The organism is Serratia proteamaculans (genome assembly GCF_946227095.1).
GTDB lineage: Bacteria > Pseudomonadota > Gammaproteobacteria > Enterobacterales > Enterobacteriaceae > Serratia > Serratia proteamaculans_E.
This window is the reverse complement of record NZ_CAMISV010000008.1, coordinates 1-18,732: the sequence shown is the minus strand read 5'-3', so window position 1 is coordinate 18,732 and position 18,732 is coordinate 1. Positions and strand designations below refer to the sequence as shown.

Genomic DNA, 18,732 nt, shown 5'->3' with positions numbered 1-18,732 from the left:
GCGCCCGCATTGCGCTTAGAATCGCACCTCCCCGCCGAAGATATAGGTTCGGCCGCGGGCGGTGTTGGTCGGTGAGAAATCCTGCGACTGCGACGGCATCGCGTTCATCTTGTTCAATGCATCGGAATAGTCTTTGTCCATCAGGTTCTGCACGCTGAATTTCAACAGCAGATTGCGGTTGAATTGATAGGTGCTGTACAGGTCGATAACGGTCGGAATATGCGGCGCAGGCTCTTTCAGCAACTGCTCATTCTCATCGACGTTAGAATCGGGAGAGAGGCGCACAGCCTTGCCGGTGTATTTCACCAACCCGCCCAACGTCAATTTCTCATCCAGCAAACGCACCCCCGTATCTAGCGTAAAGTACAACTCCGGTAACTCGCTAATGTCACCGGCACCAAACACATTGCTGGCCTGATTGGTCGGCTGGCTGGTGTGCTCCTTGCTCAAAGACAGTTTGGTGTAGGCGAAACCGGCGTCGTACATCGCCTCTACTTCTACCCCACGCGACCTGACTGGCTCGTAAGAGTTGCTGTACATAGTCATGGCGACATTCACATCGGCGTTATCCCATTCCTCCTGACTAGTCTGGGCACGATTACATTTTTGGCGATTGCTGCACACCATGTAGCTCTGGCTGGAAATGTAATTTTTGATTTTCGATTCAAAATACACCGCCTTGAGCTGGAAACTGTCCTGTTTAAACAGCAGGTCATGCGCATTGGCGTTAAAACCCGCCTGATAGGTTTCTGCCGTTTCCCCCTTAAGGAACGGGTTCATCGACTGCCCACCGCTGTTGGCGAAGAACACTTCCTGAATATTCGGTCCACGCATGGATTTATTGTAGCTGACGAACGGCTGCAACCACGGCGTTACCTGCGCGGACAACATCACCGCCGGGTTAAAGCCATGCTCTTTCAAATTGATGTTACTGGCCCCCTGCGGGAAGCAGGCGACGCGCTCATCGCAGGCGGGTTTATAGCCGGAGATATCATAGGCGCTATAGTTCAGGTCAAAGTTACCTTGCCAAATGCCGTAATTAAGCTGCAGCCCGCTGTAAATACTGGCAATGTTTTGTTTGCCGGCAATGCCGACCGGCGAGCTTTCCGCCTGGCCCTCGTCTGTCACCAGACCGGAGGCGCGCTTCTTGTATTCGTTGTGAATCAGCTTGCCACCGTAGCTGAAGGCAAAATCAACCTCCTGCAGGCTGAAACGGCTGGTATTGTTCACATCCACCGCGTCGGAGATATTTTTTGCGGTGCTGTCGCTAAAGCCCGCCATATTGTCGGACATAAACTTCTGCTCACCCCGGCTGGTACTGGCCGTCAGATTAAAGTCAATCAGCTCTGAATACGGGGCGTAATGATATTTAATATAAAAGTCATTACTGTCGATATGGCGGCGGGTGATCTTATTTTGATAAGTTCTGGCTGACAGTTCAATGCTATTAAAGGCGTCAGGTTTAATATCCACTTTGAATAGCTGAGATTTAGGATTCTGGCGATAGGTTTTATCGACATTAAACTCTTCACTGTCAAACCCTGAGCCGTTCTTATAATTAGAGGTGATGGAGCTGCCGCTGATAGCTGCCATGGCCCCCAGGCTGCCCCCCTCACCGAAAGCGCTAGTCTTTCCGCCCACGGCAATCATACCGCTACGGCCAATGCCGTTATTCCCAACAGAAAACCTGGTGCGCACGCCGAAGGGGTTATCCGAAAACACCACGTCATCCACACCAATAGTGCGGAAGTTGGCGCTGCCCGCCAATGCATTAACACCGGCGGAACCCGTCGCATTACCGCGTGCCACATCAACGCCGACGATAAAGTTAGGATCGATCAACGCGCCAAACTGACTGGTGGGCAGACCACCATGCGCGGCGTCACTCGGTGAACTGCCGTAATAGTTCTGGGTAATGCCATCGACCATGGTGTTTACACGACCAAAGCCACTCATGCCGCGGATATTGACGCTGACCGAACCCTGGCCTGGATCGATCTGAGTATAGGTGCCCGGCATGCTGCGCAGAATGCTGTCCACCGACTCCAGATTCTTATTTTCCCCGCGCGAACTGAAGGCGCCGGGCTTTTCCAGCGCCTCTTTTTCACTGCTGTTGCTGCTGTCTGCCGCCGAAACATTCAATGGGCTGAAAACCACCTTGCCCTTGCTACCCTCTGCCCCACTCTGCGCAGCCGTCGCCGCCCCGCTCAGTGCTATTCCTGCACCGATCAGGCTTACTATTAATTTAATTTTCATATATCCCCAGAAATTGCCAAAAAGGTTTGATGGCCGACAATGCCCAGCAAAAAGTCCGCCGAAATCGACGGTAAATTTATTTTTTATAGTTTTAATAAACCGTCGGGTTTATTACCCGACGGTGGTAATGGTTATTGCTGTGTTTTCTGATCCATCGCCATAATAAAGCTGTACTCCAGCGCGTTATTTTCCAGCCGTGTCAGACGGCCTGATTTTCCGCCGTGGCCGGCCGTCATATCGGTCGCCAGCAGCAACAGTGAATCGCCCTGTTTAAAGCGACGCAGTTTGGCCACCCATTTGGCCGGTTCCCAATATTGCACCTGCGAGTCATACAGGCCGCTGGTGACCAGCAGGTTCGGATAGGCCTGCTTACGCACGTTGTCATAGGGGCTATAGGACTTCATCAACGCATAGGCCTGCGCTTGATTCGGGTTGCCCCACTCCTCGTATTCACCGACCGTCAGCGGAATGCTGTCGTCCAGCATGGTGGTCAGCACATCAACGAAAGGCACCTGCGCCACCACCGCGTTATACAACTGCGGTGCCTGATTGATCACCGCTCCCATCAGCAGCCCACCGGCGCTGCCGCCCATGGCGTAAATGCGGCCCGGCTGACCATAACCCTGTTGGATTAATGCCTGGGTGGCATCGATAAAGTCGTTGAAGGTATTCGGCTTATGGGTCAACTTACCCTGTTGGTACCAGTTCTGCCCCAGTTCACCGCCACCACGCACGTGGATCAGCGCATAAACGAAACCGCGATCCAGCAAACTAATGCGGTTAGCGCTGAAGGCCGGATCCATGCTCATGCCGTAAGCACCATAACCGTATACCAGCAGCGGGCTGTGCCTCGGTTTGAACATTGCTTTGTTGTAGACCAGCGAGACCGGCACCTTCACACCGTCACGCGCGTTAATCCACACCCGCTCACTGTGGTACTGGCTGGGATCCACCCCCTTCACTTCCTGCTGTTTCAGCAGGGTGCGCTCGCCTTTATTAAGATCCCATTGGTAAGTCCGGGTCGGAGTGGTCATCGCCGAATAGCCGTAGCGCAACTGCGGGTTATCCGGATCGGGGTTATAACCCAGCCAGGCCATATAGCTGGCGTCATCGAACGGAATACTGCGCCGAGTTTTACCGTCCCAACTGATTTGCCGCAGTTGCACCAAACCCTCGCCACGTTCCTTCACCACCAGCCAGTCGCGGAACAGGGTGAAGCCTTCCACCTCGTTCTTTTCCTGCGGCGCTATCAGCGTCTGCCACGGCTTATCGACCGCCGCGGTGTGATACAAGCCAAAATGCGGGCTCTGGTGGTTGGAGCGCAAATAGAACTCACCGCGATAGTGATCCAAATAATACTCGAGGCCGTTCTTGCGTGCGGCAAACAACACCGGAGTGTTCAGCGGCTGATTAGCGTCGATCAGTCGCGCCTCCGAGGTGGTATTGCCGCTGATGCTAATAATGACGTAGTCACGTGAGGAAGATCGGCCCAGGCTCAGATAAAACCCTCCGTCATTCTCCTGATACACCAGCTTATCATCCGCGACCGGCGTACCGGATTGATGACGATAAACCTGATACGGCAGCAAGGTCTGCGGGTGGTTGCGGATATAGAACAGCGTCTTGCCATCGTTGGCCCACGCCATATCACCGGAGGTATTTTCAATCACTTCCGGCGACCATTTTCCACTATCGATATCCTGCAATGAGATACGGTACTGCCTGCGCCCCTGCAAATCTTCGGCGATCGCCATCTGCCGATTATCCTGGCTGATCTCCAACCCGGCCAGACGATAATAATCCTGGCCCATGGCGCGCTGATTAGCGTCCAGCAAGGTTTGCCATGGCGCATCGGCCGTCAGAGCCTGGCGTTGATACAGGGCAAAATCTTTACCCACCGCATAGCTTTCCTGATAGCGATAACCGTTAAGCTGATAAGGCACCGAGCGATCTTCCGGGCTCATACGGCCCAACATTTCCTGATACAGCGTATCGCGCAGTTTTTTATACGGCTGCATCATCTGTTCGGTATAACGGTTTTCCGCCTTCAGATAATTCAGCATTTTTTTATTCTGGCGGCTGTCGTCACGCAGCCAATAATAATCATCCACCCGGATTTCCCCCTGGGCAGTTAATGGATGCGGGATAATCTCAGCGCTGGGTGCCAATGCTTCCGCCCGGGCTACCTGCCCCAATAAACTCAATGAAATCGCTGCATAGGCGGCCGTACGCCAACGACGACGAACCGACAGAAATGGATGTTTCATAATCCCTCACGATGGTTTGGCATAAGCAATCCCGCCCCTGGTTTAGATAAACCAAGGAGGCTGCTCACGGAATAAATTATTTGCTGGCGTTCAATGCAGCCAGATTAAAATCAATCGGCATCGTCACCTGTACATTACCCTGCCGCAGCAGCTCGCCCGGTGGTAGTGGCAGCGGCTGTGCCCGCATCACCACCGCTAACGCCTCCCGATCCAGCGAGGCCGTGCCCGACGGGGCGTGCAATGTCAGATCGAAAACCCGCCCCTGAGCATCCACAGAAAAAGACACCTGCGGCATACCGCTACGGCGGCGACGTTGCGCATCCGGCGGATAACGTTTGTTGCGGTTTAGCATTCCCTTCACCTGGCTCTCCCACGACAGCTTGGCCTGCACACTGCTTGCGGAATCGCTGTTCAGCGGCGCTGCCGTCTGCCGGGAGATATTCAGCGCTTTTGGTGCCGCGGCACTGGAGGCGGCGGCACGTTTGGCCTCTTTCGCCTGATCTTCCGGCTTCGGCTGAGCTTTCTGCGGTGGCCGGTGTTCGGTCCGCTTTTTCTCAGCCACGCTAATTTTGGTCTTTTCAGCCCGCGCCAACTTCGGCAAGTCCGGCTCTTCCTGCTGTTCGGCCGGTTGTGCCGCTGCGGACTCCGCCTGTTGCACGCCCAACGGCAGCGGCCTGGGGCTATCCGGCGCCTCAATCTGCGCAGCCCAACTCATCATCACCGCCGGTGGTGGCAACTGCATCGGCGGCAACGACGAAGACGGCCAGTAAAACAACAGCACCAGAGCCGCATGTGCCGCTATTGCACACAAAAAGCCGCGAGCCCAACGCGGCTGCGGCAAAGCGACGGTCGGGTAAGATAAAGACTGACTTAACATAGGGAGATTAGACTATTTAATTACGAATGATTTTAGATCTCATTTGCTAATGATAATCATTTGTAATTTGTATTAACAGTTCTTTTCACTGTCTTAACCTAATCATTTAACCTCAGGGGCTACCGCAGGGGTAACCCACAGGTAATCCGCCACCTGCTTATCGACCTGAACGCCGGGTTCCGCCAGCATCAACACGGTCGGCATCGCCTTCGGTTGCAGATCCTCTACGTGCAGCGGTACCCCCACCGACTTGGCAGCATGGTAGCCACCGGCAATCAGCAGCGCCGGGGTCGGGGCCGCCAGCAGACGTTCAGCCATGCGCCGGTCACGTTGCTGCTGGATCGCCAGCATCGCATGCAGCTGCTGAGGTTCAATCTTCCCACCGTGCGAAGTACGGATAGTTTCTTCCAGCGCCTTTTGCACCACCAGACGCACCGACAGTTGGCCCTGCGGGAAAGTCGGCTGCTGATAAAACGCCATGATCTCATCGCGATCCAGGTTGGCCGACCACAGCGGGTACGGTGCGCGCATCGCCGCCATCGTCAAATCACCGTACAGCGACCATTTCCAGCCTGGCTGCCAGTCAATCAACTCCGCCACACGGCTGTCGCGTACCGCCGGACTGCCCTGCAGCCAGTGCTTCACCTGATCTACCTTGGCCTGCTGATTCGGGTTAATCATCTCCATCAGCACGCTGCCCTGCGGCCGTTGCTGCGGCAGGTTTTGCACCAGCCACCGTTCAATCTGGTGGTGATACGGATTGTCATGTTTTTCCCCAACGATAACCCGTGGCTGAGCGGCCAAACGGGTCAGCAGTTGGTCAGGCGTCAGGGTTTTCCCCGTGTGCAAGTCGGTTACTTTCCCCAGACTGTCGAGGGTATTTTTCGGCGAGGAAACCGGAGCCTGACTACAGGCACCCAGTGCCAGCGCGGCCAATAAAATCAAAAATCTCATGATGCAGCCCTGTAATAAAAAGTGGCAACATTATAGATAATAATTATCATTTGCATATAGAAAGCAACCTGTCCTGAGACGTCGATAACTATTTTTTTACTTTATGGTTTCCGCTCCCGCATTGATTTCATGAAGTATTGCGGGTATAACCAATAGCCACTTAGCAGCCCAGACGTCTATACGGACAAGAAATTATGCACTCAGCCGTTCCCACCGAAGGACAGTTCAAACGCACCATGAAAGCCCGGCATCTGGTGATGCTGTCGCTAGGCGGTGTGATTGGCACCGGACTGTTCTTCAACACCGGTTATATCATTTCCACCACCGGCGCTCTCGGCACCCTGCTGGCCTACTTGATCGGCGCGCTGGTGGTCTATCTGGTGATGCTGTGTCTGGGGGAACTGTCGGTGGCGATGCCGGAAACCGGTGCCTTCCACGTCTATGCTTCACGTTATCTTGGTCCGGCCACCGGTTACACCGTCGCCTGGCTATACTGGCTGACCTGGACGGTTGCATTGGGCTCCAGCCTGACCGCCGCCGGTTTCTGCATGCAGTATTGGTTCCCACAATCACCGGTGTGGCTGTGGTGTTTGATCTTCTGCGCAGCTATTTTCCTGCTCAACGTGGTCACCACCCGCTTCTTTGCTGAAAGCGAATTCTGGTTCTCACTGATCAAGGTGGTCACTATTCTGGCGTTTATCATTCTCGGCGGTGCGGCGATGTTCGGCCTGCTGCCGATGAAAGACGGCACCCCGGCCCCCTTCCTGCATAACCTGACTGCTTCCGGCTGGCTGCCGAACGGCACCTTGCCAATCCTGATGACCATGGTGGCGGTGAACTTCGCTTTCTCCGGTACTGAGTTGATCGGCATTGCCGCCGGCGAAACCGAGAACCCGGAAAAGGTGGTGCCCTGGGCGATACGGACCACGGTGATCCGTCTGATGCTGTTCTTTATCGGCACGGTATTTATTTTGGCGGCGCTGATCCCGATGGATCAGGCCGGCATTGTCAAAAGCCCGTTTGTGCTGGTGTTTGAACGTATCGGCGTACCCTATGCCGCCGATATCTTTAATTTCGTGATCCTGACCGCCATTCTGTCGGCGGCCAACTCGGGCCTGTACGCTTCGGGTCGCATGCTGTGGTCGCTGGCCAACCAGCGTACTCTGCCGGCCTATTTCTCCCGCGTGAATAAACGCGGCATTCCGATTAATGCGCTGACCTTCAGCATGCTCGGCGGCGTACTGGCACTGCTGACCAGCGTGATCGCTCCAGACACGGTGTTCGTGGCGCTGTCCGCGATTTCCGGCTTTGCGGTGGTGGTGGTCTGGTTGAGCATCTGTGCCTCGCACTTCGCTTTCCGCCGTCATTATGTCCGCAGCGGCCAGCCGATCTCCGGCCTGAAATACCGAGCGCCGGGGTATCCGCTCACACCGATTGTCGGTTTCGCCCTGTGCCTGTTGGCTTGTATCGGGCTGGCGTTCGATCCCGAGCAGCGTATCGCGCTTTACTGCGGCCTGCCGTTTGTCGCCCTGTGCTACATCGCCTATTACCTGACCCGCCGTGCCGGGCAAAAAACCACTCTGGGAGAGAATCATGTCGGTTAATAACCCCGTAGCCCCCCTCTTGGCCGCTAACGGCACGCTGATTTTAGACGGCGCGCTGGCTACCGAACTGGAAGCGCGCGGCTGTGACCTCAGCGACTCGCTGTGGTCGGCAAAAGTGCTGATTGAAAACCCTGAGCTGATTTATCAGGTGCACCTCGATTATTTCGAAGCAGGAGCACAGTGTGCCATCACCGCCAGCTATCAGGCCACGCCACAAGGCTTTTTACGCCGGGGTCTGGATCAAGCACAGTCACTGGCGCTGATTGCCAAAAGCGTGCAACTGGCGCAGCAGGCACGCAGTGACTACCTGGCGCAGCATCCGCAAGCTGCCCCCCTGCTGGTTGCCGGCTCGGTGGGGCCGTATGGCGCTTATCTGGCCGATGGGTCTGAATATCGCGGCGATTACTCACTGCCGCAGGAAGAGATGATCGCCTTCCACCGCCCACGTATCCAGGCGTTAGCCGAAGCCGGGGTGGATTTACTGGCTTGCGAAACCCTGCCGTCCTTCAGCGAACTGCAGGCGTTGCTGACGTTATTACAAGAATTCCCGACGCTCGGTGCCTGGTTCGCTTTCACCCTGCGCGACAGCCAGCACCTCAGCGACGGGACACCGCTGACCGAGGTCATGGCACTGCTACACGCCAATCCACAGGTGCTGGCCATCGGCATTAACTGTATTGCGCTGGAAAATGTGGCCCCGGCACTGCAACAGTTTGCCGCCCTGGCTGACAAGCCGCTGCTGGTCTATCCGAACTCCGGTGAACACTACGACGCGGTGAGCAAAACCTGGCATGCCTGCGGCGGTGCACACGGCAGCCTGATTGATCAAATTGGCGAGTGGCAAGGCATCGGTGCACGACTGATTGGTGGCTGCTGCCGCACTACGCCGCAGGATATCCGTCAGATCGCGGCCAGCTGCAAGGCATAAAAAAACCCCCTGCGCCGAGGGCGTCAGGGGGTGGTTTATCGCTAAAGGCTTATAGCGGCGTGGTCTGCGCTTCTACCACGGCCAGCGCCACCATGTTGACGATACGGCGTACCGAGGCGATTGGCGTCAGGATGTGTACCGGTTTCGATACCCCCATCAGCACCGGCCCTACGGTGACCCCTTCGGAAGAGGAGACGCGCAGCAGGTTGTAGCTGATGCGCGCCGCTTCCATATTCGGCATGATCAACACGTTGGCCGCCCCTTTCAGCGGGCTGTCCGGCATCAGATCATTACGAATGCTCTCTACCAGCGCGGCATCGCCGTGCATCTCACCGTCAATTTCCAGTTCCGGCGCCATCTTGTTCACCAGCTCCAGCGTTTTGCGCATCTTGCAGGCCGCCGGGTTATCGGAAGAGCCAAAGCTGGAATGGGACAGCAGCGCCACTTTCGGCTCAATACCGAAGCGGCGCACGGTTTCCGCCGCCATCAGGGTGATTTCTGCCAGTTGTTCCGGGGTAGGATCGTCATTGACATAGGTGTCGGCAATAAAGGTGTTACCGCTTGGCAGCAGCAGCGCATTCATCGCCCCGGCGACGTGTGCCCCCTCGCGGAAGCCAAACACTTTCTCAACCACGTCGTAATGCTCATGATAGCTGCCGATGGTGCCGCAAATCATCGCATCCGCTTCACCGCGATGCAGCATGATGGCGGCAATCAGCGTCGGGTTACCGATCACCGCACGGCGCGCCTGCTCCTGCGATACACCGCGGCGTTTCATGATCTGGTAATACTCGCCCCAGTATTCGTTGAAACGCGGATCGGACTCGTTGTTCACCACTTCAAAGTCTTTACCTGCCGTCAGTTGCAGGCCGAGTTTTTTCAGGCGCATTTCAATCACGCTCGGACGACCGACCAGGATTGGATAGGCCAGCCCCTGCGACACCAGTTCCTGAGTCGCATGCAGTACCCTTTCTTCCTCGCCTTCCGCCATCACCACGCGCTTCATTTCTTTCTTCGCCTGGGAGAAAATCGGCTTCATGAACAGATTGGTTTTGTAGACGAATTCGGACAGTTTTTCGACGTAGGCGTCAAAGTCTTCGATCGGACGCGTCGCCACGCCGGACTCCATCGCCGCCTTGGCGACCGCCGGAGCAATTTTAACAATCAGACGCGGGTCGAAAGGTTTTGGAATGATGTATTCAGGGCCAAATGACAGGTCCTGATCGCCATAGGCCGAAGCCACTACGTCGCTCTGCTCAGCCAGTGCCAGATCGGCAATCGCATGTACACAGGCCAGCTTCATTTCTTCGTTGATGGTGGTTGCGCCCACGTCCAGCGCGCCACGGAAGATGAACGGGAAGCACAATACGTTGTTCACCTGGTTCGGGTAGTCGGAACGGCCGGTACAGATAATGGCGTCCGGACGCACGGCTTTCGCCAGCGGCGGCAAGATCTCCGGTTCCGGGTTGGCCAGCGCCATGATCAGCGGATCCTTGGCCATGGTTTTCACCATATCCTGGGTCAGTACGCCCGGGCCGGAACAGCCGAGGAAGATATCGGCATCGGGGATCGCGTCCCCCAGCGTCCGCTGGCCGTTATCTTCAATGGCGTAGGCCGCCTTGGTCTGCTCCATGTTGGCGTCGCGACCTTTGTAGATCACCCCTTTGGAATCGCAGACGGTAATGTTCTGCTGACGCAACCCCAGCGCCACCAGCAGGTTTAAACAGGCGATCGACGCGGCACCGGCACCGGAAACCACCAGTCGCACGTCGGAAATATTCTTTTTCACTACCCGCAGGCCGTTCAGCACTGCGGCGGTGGTGATAATGGCGGTACCGTGCTGATCGTCATGAAACACCGGGATCTTCATACGTTCACGCAGTTTCTGCTCGATGTAGAAACACTCCGGCGCTTTGATGTCTTCCAGGTTGATGCCACCGAAGGTGGGCTCCAGCGAGGCAATGATGTCGATCAGCTTGTCAGGGTTTAGCTCATCCACTTCGATATCGAACACGTCGATACCGGAAAATTTCTTGAACAGGACGCCTTTCCCTTCCATTACCGGCTTACCGGCCAATGCGCCGATATTGCCCAGCCCGAGCACTGCCGTGCCGTTGGAAATCACCGCCACCAGGTTGCCACGCGCGGTGTACTTGTAGGCCGCCAGCGGATCGGCAGCGATTTCCAGACAAGGGGCTGCGACGCCCGGCGAGTAGGCCAGCGCCAGATCGCGTTGCGTTGCCAGCGGTTTGGTTGGAGAGACCTGGATCTTCCCTGGGACCGGATACTGGTGAAAATCAAGCGCACTCTGTTTGAGCTGTTCGTCCATTATGGGTTCCTATGCTTTTTGCTTTTATGTTGAGGTAAGACTTGTAAGGCTAGACCAGTATAGTGAGAGAAACGTCACAAACTTTGAACCGGGCCATAACCTTGATCGAAATAGTTTTTTAAAAGTAAAAAAAGAAGTACCACAGGACGGAAAAGAAAAACACTGCCGTCAGTGCGACGCTAGTGAGTTTGATAACAAAGTTGTTTTTTAGCTCGAGATACCCGGGCCTAGCGCACCGAGGGGCGCTCCGGCAGCCAAGGCTGCTACGACCCCTTCGGCACGCTCTCCCTAATATCGGACATTATCAGTAGCCTGAGTGCCGTCAGTTCGACGGCAGTTGGGCACGCCAGACGTTGAGCGTTGACACCCGGCCGGCGCAAATTTGTAACGAGGTTTGTAGTGCCAGGGTGTAACTCAACGCGTCACCCCAGGTACTGCCCAATAACTGCGGCTGCTCGCACGGGGTAAACACCGACTCAGGGGGCAACAGCACCACCGGCACTGCTACCTGTGGCGGTTGGGCGCAGGAGCTCAATAACAGCATCAGGCATAGGCTGCCCAGCGCAGGCGTCATTTTTGATCGCTTCACGGTATTTCCTCTGATAAACGTCGCTTTGCTGACGCAACTGCTGCTCCTGCTGCTGCTGGGCCGCCATCAGCGCCCGGTTCTGTGCATCCTGAGTTTGCAACGTGGCAATCAACCCTGCCTGCTGCGCCAGGGTCTTTTGCTGTTCACCCGCCTGTTGCTGCACCAACTCCAGCCGGTGCGACAACAGCGAGCTATAGCCGCCAAGGCAGATGGCTGCCACCAACAACAGCAGCCATCCCCCCTGCACCAGCCGGCTCAGCAAGCCGCTCATGCCGGATAATCCCTGAAGGAAAGCTGGAAGTGCGGCCCGTCCTTCAGCGTTTTCCATTCCCCGCCCCACTCAACGCTGACGGCACATTCGCGTGCCGCGCGGCGTACTGCTACGGCAATTTGCGCGTAGTAATCCCATTCCCAGGACACCACGCCCGCCGGCATCGCCACCACGTCCACCGCATGGCCGGTCAAATGACGGCTTTTCAGCGTCTGGCTTTGACCGCCACGCACCAGATCACGCTGACGAGCCATAGTGCGCAGCCCCTCGGTAATGGAAAACGGCACCAATGAGTAGTGCAGCGCCAGCCTTATCACCCGCACCAGATCCGGATGAACGCCGATTAAATTCGCCTCGCTGCGTGCGGTAAACTGAATGTCCTCAATTTCATTTATCATTTTTAAACCCCGTCTTTTTTCCAATGATTTTTTTAATTAATGCGCTGATATAATCTGCCCCAAGAAAACCAATCAGCACGCTGGCAAGATTCGCCCACTTTAATTCCAACCCGGTCAGCGCCAACGCGTCGCGCACCGTCCAGGCCAATAATGCACACATGCCTGCATTTAATAATCGGCGCCGCATACCTACGTTGCGGTAGGCGCCATGTAATAGCGCCATGATGCCCGCCAAAATGGCATTCATCACCGGCTGGAGATATTCACATGCTCTCTGGATAATTAAGCCAACAGCGTCTGGCTCTAAGCTGGACATAGCTACACTCCTATTTTATTTTAATAAACTGCCCATCACGGCCGGTGGGATATCGGTACCATCAGAATCTAGTTAAGGATGCTATAACAAAGCAAATGAATAAATATAGCCTCTAAGGTCAAATTGATTCATGCTCAGCCATAGCACAACAAGCTCAGGTAAATAACAGGGTGCATTGATAAAAAATTCATCTTTACTGTGATTTATTTCGACTTCTCTTTATCAGAAAAATAAACATTAATAGCGGCGAGAGAATGGCTCTCAATAACAAAAAAACTCAACCCTGGAGAAATATCATGTCCGAACGTAAAGCCGTTATTGGTTATTATTTCATTCCAACCAACCAAATTAATAACTATACCGAGTCTGATACTTCAATTGTGCCCTTCCCAGTGTCAAACATCACACCGGCCAAGGCCAAACAACTGACCCACATTAATTTCTCGTTCCTCGACATTAACAGCAATCTGGAATGCGCTTGGGATCCGGCCACTAACGACACCAAGGCGCGCGACGTGGTCGGCCGGTTAACCGCGCTGAAAGCTCACAACCCCAACCTGCGCATTATGTTCTCCATCGGCGGCTGGTATTACTCCAACGATCTGGGGGTTTCCCATGCCAACTATGTCAATGCGGTAAAAACCCCGGCGGCGCGTACCAAATTTGCGCAATCCTGTGTACGTATCATGAAAGACTACGGCTTTGACGGCGTGGACATTGACTGGGAATACCCACAGAGCAGCGAAGTAGATGGCTTTGTCGCCGCGCTGCAGGAAATCCGTACCCTGTTGAACCAGCAGACTCAGGCCGACGGCCGCCAGGCACTGCCTTACCAGTTGACCATTGCCGGCGCCGGTGGCGCTTTCTTCCTGTCCCGTTACTACAGCAAGCTGCCGCAGATCGTCGCCTCGCTCGATTACATCAACCTGATGACCTACGATCTGGCCGGCCCATGGGAAAAGATCACCAACCATCAGGCGGGATTATTCGGCGACAGCGCCGGGCCAACCTTCTATAACGCGCTACGTGAAGCCAACCTGGGCTGGAGCTGGGAAGAACTGACCCGCGCCTTCCCCAGCCCATTCAGCCTGACGGTGGACGCCGCAGTACAACAGCACCTGATGCTGGAAGGCGTGCCGAGCCACAAAATTGTCATGGGTGTGCCGTTCTATGGCCGTGCGTTCAAGGGCGTCAGCGGCAGCAACGGCGGCCAGTACAGCAGCCATAGCACACCGGGCGAAGATCCTTTCCCGGGCACCGACTATTGGTTGGTGGGTTGTGAAGAGTGTGTCCGCGACAAGGATCCGCGCATTGCCTCCTACCGCCAACTGGAACAGATGCTTTTGGGCAACTACGGCTATCAGCGCCTGTGGAACGACAAGACCAAAACGCCGTACCTGTATCACGCGGCCAATGGCCTGTTCGTCACCTATGACGACGTCGAAAGCTTCAAATACAAGGCGAAGTACATCAAGCAGCAGCAGTTGGGCGGCGTGATGTTCTGGCACCTGGGCCAGGATAACCGTAACGGGGACCTGCTGGCGTCGCTGGACCGCTATTTCAACGCGACGGACTACGATGACAGCCAACTGGATATGGGCACAGGCCTGCGTTATACCGGCGTTGGCCCGGGTAATTTGCCGATCATGAGTGCCCCGGCCTACGTTGCCGGTACCACCTATAACCAGGGGGCGTTGGTGTCTTATCTGGGCTACGTCTGGCAGACCAAGTGGGGCTACATCACGTCGGTGCCCGGCTCCGACACCGCCTGGCTGAAAGTGGGCCGCGTGGCGTAACGGCAGGTCGCAGCATAAAAAAACCCCGGGGCCGATGGCAACGGGGTTCTTACTGCATTAAACGTTTAATTTTCGCATCCCTTCGTGGCTACTCCTTCAGTTGTTACACCAAGGGTAACCCCCATCACGTATGACTTCGCGTCCCATCAGGCTAAAAACGTCGCTTTTGCGCGTCAGCCGCTCATGCCACCAGGTAAACCCGGCCCCCTTGCTGGCCGGATGCCAGGCCAGCCAAATCATTTCGTCACCTTTTTGCATATCAACCGGCACCGTCACCAGTTCGCCGCTCGCCAGCTCTTTTTCTATCAGTGCCGGTGGCAGGAAGCCGTGGCCAATGCCGCGCTTCAACAACGCCAGCTTACTTTCGACGTCGCACACCACCAGTTGGCGCTGCAACGGCATGGTGCCGTGGTTACGCTTGGGCAGCTCGTGGCTGCTGTCGGCAATCACCACCACGATATCGTTCAACCGCTGGTTTTTATCCACCGGCTTTTTCTGCGCCGCAAAGGGATGCGAAGGTGAAACGCACAGCACAAAATTCAGCTTGCCGAGCATCAGCGTCTTGGCCTGTACGCTGTCCGGGATCTGGCCGATGGCGATAATCAAATCAGCCCGGTTGTTCTTCAGCGCATCCCAGGTGCCATTCAGCGCTTCACGCTGTACGGAAATGTTGGCATTCGGACTGTGCCCAATATAGTCGCGGATATCCTGGGTGATAGTTTCCAACGGAAAGAAATTATCGACGACGATGCGGATATTATTATCGAGTTTTGGGATGTTTCTTACCCTACTCTCAAGATCCTGCACCGCATTTAAAATCCAACCGCCCTCTTGTAACAGGAATTCCCCTTCATCTGTCAGGGTAATCATCGGGCCATTACGATGAAAAAGTTTCACGCAGAGTTTACTTTCAATATTGGAAACCCGATAGGAGATAGCCGACGGGGTTTTATGCAATGCCTCCGCCGCCATTGAGAAAGAGCCGGTACTTTTGATGGTGCTGATTATTTTAATCGCATCCAGGGATAATCTAGTCATACAAATTCCTCTTTGAAATAAAATAAGAAAAAATTGACACTAAATTCCCAAGTGGTTGGCGCGTAAAAGTCGTTCAAGTCACACAAGAGTAAGTCAAACCACAAGCAATATACTCCATATCGGAGAACGTCATCTGAAAGACTATTCATCAATCCTTTAAATAAAATTCATCATGACGCCGTTTTTTTAGACAGCAGTGTTTAAATAAATTCAACCAAGAAACAAAAGTCAATCATCATAATAATTTTAGTTAATAGCCTACAAAACATTCCATCCTGATGGCCGAGACTAAGAGTAAAAATAAAACAAGCCGCCAAGAATGATGTTTTTAATTTCGTTAATAACCTCTCATTTCACCGGTGAAATAAACCCAACTTACAATACAACTTCAGTCAGGAGTGACTTATGAACAAGACTTCTCGTACCCTTATGTCCCTTGGTCTTTTGAGTGCCGCACTGTTCGGCGTCTCACAACAGGCTGCTGCCCACGGCTATGTCGAAACACCGGCCAGCCGCTCTTACCAGTGCAAACTACAGCTCAATACCCAGTGCGGCAGCGTGCAATACGAACCGCAAAGCGTTGAAGGGCTGAAAGGCTTCCCGCAGGCCGGTCCAGCGGATGGGCATATCGCCAGCGCCGACAAAACCACCTTCTTCGAGCTGGATCAGCAAACGCCGACCCGCTGGAACAAAATCAACCTGCACACCGGGCCTAATTCCTTCACCTGGACATTGACGGCTCGTCACAGCACCACCAGTTGGCGTTATTTCATTACCAAGCCAAACTGGGACGCTTCACAGCCGTTGACCCGTGCGTCGTTTGACCTGACACCGTTCTGCCAACAGAACGACGGCGGCGCGATCCCTGCCGCGCAGGTCACCCACCAGTGCAACATACCGGCAGACCGTAGCGGTTCGCACGTGATCCTCGCAGTGTGGGATGTAGCAGATACGGACAATGCCTTCTATCAGGCGATTGACGTTAATTTGAGCAAATAATAAGGAGGGGGAATACCACAGGGTTCAGCCGGGGGCTGAACCCTTTTTTATTGCTTTATAGATCGTCGCAGCGCATGTTTCTTATTGTTCCCCTCAGGCTAAATTCGGCTTCCCGCTGTCGAACAATCGACGCAAAGCCGCAGCCCGCCTGGCTTTTGAGAGGATCCATCGTTCTTGTCCATTGCAACAATCAGAAAAAGCGCATTTTAATCTTCGGGCTTCTGATGCAGTGTGTTCAGCCTACGATGGAAAACGTTCTCATTTCCTACATTGACGTTTGGTCAAGGAGCTTATAAATGAATCAATTAGACGCACTCAAGCAGCTAACCACGGTTGTGGCCGACAGCGGCGATATCGAATCGATCCGCCAGTTCGAACCGCAAGATGCCACCACCAACCCTTCACTGATCCTGAAGGCCGCTGCACTGCCTCAATATAAGCCACTGATCCTCGAAGCCCTGAGCTATGCCCGCCAGCAAGGCGGCAGCAAAGAAACCCAACTGATTAACGCCTGCGACAAACTGGCGGTCAACATCGGCGTCGAAATTTTGAAAAGCGTGCCGGGCCGCATTTCCACCGAAGTGGACGCCCGCCTGTCCTTCGACCGCGGTATGTGCGTGGCCAAGGCGCGTAAACTGATTGGCCTGTATCAGCAACAGGGCATTGATAAGTCGCGCATTCTGATCAAACTGGCTTCCACCTGGGAAGGCATCAAAGCCGCCGAGGAGCTGGAAAGAGAAGGCATCAACACCAACCTGACCCTGTTGTTCTCTTTCGCCCAGGCCCGCGCCTGTGCCGAAGCCGGGGTGTTCCTGATTTCACCTTTCGTTGGCCGCATCTATGACTGGTATCAGGCCAAACAACCGTCCGCTGACTATAACGCCGAGCAGGATCCGGGCGTGGAATCAGTCCGCAGCATTTATGAATACTACAAGCAGCACCGTTATCAGACGGTTATCATGGGTGCCAGCTTCCGCAAGGTAGAGCAAATCCTGGCGCTGGCCGGCTGCGATCGCCTGACTATCGCCCCGAACCTGCTGGAACAGCTCAAGCAAAGCGATCAACCGGTAGAACGCAAACTGACGCCATCGACCGAAGGTTTCCATCAACCTGCCCCGCTGGCCGAGGCCGAATTCCGTTGGCAGCACAATCAAGATGCCATGGCGGTTGAAAAACTGGCCGAAGGTATCCGTCTGTTCGCCGTTGACCAGCAAAAGCTGGAAGACATGCTGGCCGCTGAACTGTAATCACTCTGGAGTCCCGTAATGTCTGCTCGTAAAGAACTCGCCAACGCCATCCGCGCACTCAGCATGGACGCCGTACAAAAAGCAAATTCCGGCCACCCGGGTGCACCTATGGGCATGGCGGACATCGCCGAAGTCCTGTGGCGTGACTACATGAACCACAACCCGACCAACCCGCACTGGGCTGACCGTGACCGCTTCGTCCTTTCCAACGGCCACGGCTCCATGCTGATTTACAGCCTGTTGCACCTCACCGGCTACGACCTGCCGATGAGCGAGCTGGAAAACTTCCGCCAGCTGCACTCCAAAACCCCGGGTCACCCGGAATACGGCTACACCCCGGGCGTGGAAACCACCACCGGCCCACTGGGCCAGGGCATCGCCAACGCCGTCGGTTTCGCCATTGCCGAACGCACCCTGGGCGCGCAGTTCAACCGCCCGGGTCATGACGTGGTCGACCACCACACCTACGCCTTTATGGGCGACGGCTGCATGATGGAAGGCATCTCCCACGAAGTCTGTTCGCTGGCCGGTACCCTCAAGCTCGGCAAACTGACCGCGTTCTACGATGACAACGGCATCTCCATCGACGGTCACGTCGAAGGCTGGTTCACCGACGATACCGCCGAGCGCTTTGAAGCCTACGGCTGGCACGTGGTGCGTCACGTTGACGGTCACAACCCGGATGCCATCAAGGCCGCGATTGAAGAAGCCCGCAAGGTGACCGACAAGCCGTCGCTGCTGATGTGCAAAACCGTGATTGGTTTTGGTTCCCCGAACAAGGCCGGTACCCACGACGTGCACGGCGCGGCGCTGGGTGCGGCCGAAGTGGCTGCCACCCGTGAAGCCCTGGGCTGGAAATACGC

At 55.2% G+C, this 18,732-nt stretch carries 16 protein-coding genes; 6 read left to right on the top strand and 10 right to left on the bottom strand.

All coding sequences use genetic code 11. From position 1 onward, the window contains the following. Nucleotides 1-15: 15 nt before the first annotated feature. From OC597_RS16520 to OC597_RS16505, 4 genes are all read right to left on the bottom strand, one after another. Nucleotides 16-2,256 (bottom strand): TonB-dependent receptor domain-containing protein, encoded by a 2,241-nt coding sequence (locus tag OC597_RS16520; RefSeq protein WP_261285099.1) that lies wholly within the window; start codon nt 2,254-2,256, stop codon nt 16-18. A 131-nt stretch (nt 2,257-2,387) separates the two neighbouring features. Then, the gene (locus tag OC597_RS16515; protein WP_262209623.1) at nt 2,388-4,523 is read right to left on the bottom strand and encodes a S9 family peptidase; all 2,136 of its coding nucleotides are present in this window, start codon (nt 4,521-4,523) and stop codon (nt 2,388-2,390) included. 76 nt (nt 4,524-4,599) lie between these two features. Next, on the bottom strand, nt 4,600-5,400 hold the full coding sequence (locus OC597_RS16510; RefSeq protein ID WP_262209622.1) for an energy transducer TonB: 801 nt from the start codon (nt 5,398-5,400) through the stop codon (nt 4,600-4,602). A 102-nt stretch (nt 5,401-5,502) separates the two neighbouring features. Further along, nucleotides 5,503-6,354 (bottom strand): ChaN family lipoprotein, encoded by an 852-nt coding sequence (locus OC597_RS16505; RefSeq protein ID WP_261425314.1) that lies wholly within the window; start codon nt 6,352-6,354, stop codon nt 5,503-5,505. A gap of 194 nt (nt 6,355-6,548) precedes the next feature. On the opposite strand from OC597_RS16505, the gene mmuP reads away from it, so the two are divergent. Continuing rightward, the gene (gene mmuP / locus OC597_RS16500; RefSeq protein ID WP_262209619.1) at nt 6,549-7,958 is read left to right on the top strand and encodes an S-methylmethionine permease; all 1,410 of its coding nucleotides are present in this window, start codon (nt 6,549-6,551) and stop codon (nt 7,956-7,958) included. Further along, on the top strand, nt 7,948-8,886 hold the full coding sequence (gene mmuM, locus OC597_RS16495) for a homocysteine S-methyltransferase (protein ID WP_262209617.1): 939 nt from the start codon (nt 7,948-7,950) through the stop codon (nt 8,884-8,886). Before mmuP ends, mmuM begins: the two co-directional genes overlap by 11 nt. A gap of 49 nt (nt 8,887-8,935) precedes the next feature. Here mmuM and maeB read toward each other — a convergent pair whose 3' ends face one another. From maeB to OC597_RS16470, 5 genes are all read right to left on the bottom strand, one after another. Then, on the bottom strand, nt 8,936-11,215 hold the full coding sequence (gene maeB, locus OC597_RS16490) for an NADP-dependent oxaloacetate-decarboxylating malate dehydrogenase (RefSeq protein ID WP_085118056.1): 2,280 nt from the start codon (nt 11,213-11,215) through the stop codon (nt 8,936-8,938). Nucleotides 11,216-11,537: 322 nt separating this feature from the next. Continuing rightward, nucleotides 11,538-11,708, bottom strand: a complete 171-nt coding sequence (gene lysC, locus OC597_RS16485; protein ID WP_262209819.1) for an Rz1-like lysis system protein LysC — start codon at nt 11,706-11,708, stop codon at nt 11,538-11,540. After that, a complete protein-coding gene (locus OC597_RS16480; RefSeq protein WP_262209614.1) occupies nt 11,692-12,075 on the bottom strand; it encodes a DUF2570 family protein in 384 nt (127 codons plus the stop codon). The genes lysC and OC597_RS16480 overlap by 17 nt, the downstream gene beginning before the upstream one ends. Beyond that, nucleotides 12,072-12,452, bottom strand: a complete 381-nt coding sequence (gene chiX, locus OC597_RS16475; protein WP_461531901.1) for an L-Ala D-Glu endopeptidase ChiX — start codon at nt 12,450-12,452, stop codon at nt 12,072-12,074. The genes OC597_RS16480 and chiX overlap by 4 nt, the downstream gene beginning before the upstream one ends. A gap of 10 nt (nt 12,453-12,462) precedes the next feature. After that, entirely contained in the window at nt 12,463-12,789 is a 327-nt protein-coding gene (locus OC597_RS16470; RefSeq protein ID WP_099063622.1) for a phage holin, lambda family, read from the bottom strand. 296 nt (nt 12,790-13,085) lie between these two features. Here OC597_RS16470 and chiB point away from each other — a divergent pair, with 296 nt between their 5' ends. Further along, nucleotides 13,086-14,585, top strand: a complete 1,500-nt coding sequence (chiB, locus tag OC597_RS16465; RefSeq protein WP_261258482.1) for a chitinase ChiB — start codon at nt 13,086-13,088, stop codon at nt 14,583-14,585. Nucleotides 14,586-14,681: 96 nt separating this feature from the next. Here chiB and OC597_RS16460 read toward each other — a convergent pair whose 3' ends face one another. Continuing rightward, entirely contained in the window at nt 14,682-15,623 is a 942-nt protein-coding gene (locus tag OC597_RS16460) for a LysR family transcriptional regulator (protein WP_099063620.1), read from the bottom strand. A gap of 405 nt (nt 15,624-16,028) precedes the next feature. Here OC597_RS16460 and cbp21 point away from each other — a divergent pair, with 405 nt between their 5' ends. The 3 genes from cbp21 to OC597_RS16445 form a co-directional block, all read left to right on the top strand. Further along, complete coding sequence (cbp21, locus tag OC597_RS16455) at nt 16,029-16,622, top strand: chitin-binding protein/chitosanase CBP21 (protein WP_262209611.1); 594 nt, start codon at nt 16,029-16,031, stop codon at nt 16,620-16,622. 296 nt (nt 16,623-16,918) lie between these two features. Further along, on the top strand, nt 16,919-17,869 hold the full coding sequence (gene tal / locus OC597_RS16450; RefSeq protein WP_099063618.1) for a transaldolase: 951 nt from the start codon (nt 16,919-16,921) through the stop codon (nt 17,867-17,869). A gap of 18 nt (nt 17,870-17,887) precedes the next feature. Further along, the coding region (locus tag OC597_RS16445; protein ID WP_510181748.1) for a thiamine pyrophosphate-binding protein at nt 17,888-18,732 on the top strand (845 nt) is incomplete at its 3' end.

Bases quoted from the DNA above. Each gene is read 5' to 3' on its own strand.
- OC597_RS16520 (WP_261285099.1), bottom strand. From the start codon at position 2,256: ATGAAAATTAAATTAATAGTAAGCCTGATCGGTGCAGGAATAGCACTG.
- OC597_RS16515 (WP_262209623.1), bottom strand. From the start codon at position 4,523: ATGAAACATCCATTTCTGTCGGTTCGTCGTCGTTGGCGTACGGCCGCC.
- OC597_RS16510 (WP_262209622.1), bottom strand. From the start codon at position 5,400: ATGTTAAGTCAGTCTTTATCTTACCCGACCGTCGCTTTGCCGCAGCCG.
- OC597_RS16505 (WP_261425314.1), bottom strand. From the start codon at position 6,354: ATGAGATTTTTGATTTTATTGGCCGCGCTGGCACTGGGTGCCTGTAGT.
- mmuP (WP_262209619.1), top strand. From the start codon at position 6,549: ATGCACTCAGCCGTTCCCACCGAAGGACAGTTCAAACGCACCATGAAA.
- mmuM (WP_262209617.1), top strand. From the start codon at position 7,948: ATGTCGGTTAATAACCCCGTAGCCCCCCTCTTGGCCGCTAACGGCACG.
- maeB (WP_085118056.1), bottom strand. From the start codon at position 11,215: ATGGACGAACAGCTCAAACAGAGTGCGCTTGATTTTCACCAGTATCCG.
- OC597_RS16480 (WP_262209614.1), bottom strand. From the start codon at position 12,075: ATGAGCGGCTTGCTGAGCCGGCTGGTGCAGGGGGGATGGCTGCTGTTG.
- OC597_RS16470 (WP_099063622.1), bottom strand. From the start codon at position 12,789: ATGTCCAGCTTAGAGCCAGACGCTGTTGGCTTAATTATCCAGAGAGCA.
- chiB (WP_261258482.1), top strand. From the start codon at position 13,086: ATGTCCGAACGTAAAGCCGTTATTGGTTATTATTTCATTCCAACCAAC.
- OC597_RS16460 (WP_099063620.1), bottom strand. From the start codon at position 15,623: ATGACTAGATTATCCCTGGATGCGATTAAAATAATCAGCACCATCAAA.
- cbp21 (WP_262209611.1), top strand. From the start codon at position 16,029: ATGAACAAGACTTCTCGTACCCTTATGTCCCTTGGTCTTTTGAGTGCC.
- tal (WP_099063618.1), top strand. From the start codon at position 16,919: ATGAATCAATTAGACGCACTCAAGCAGCTAACCACGGTTGTGGCCGAC.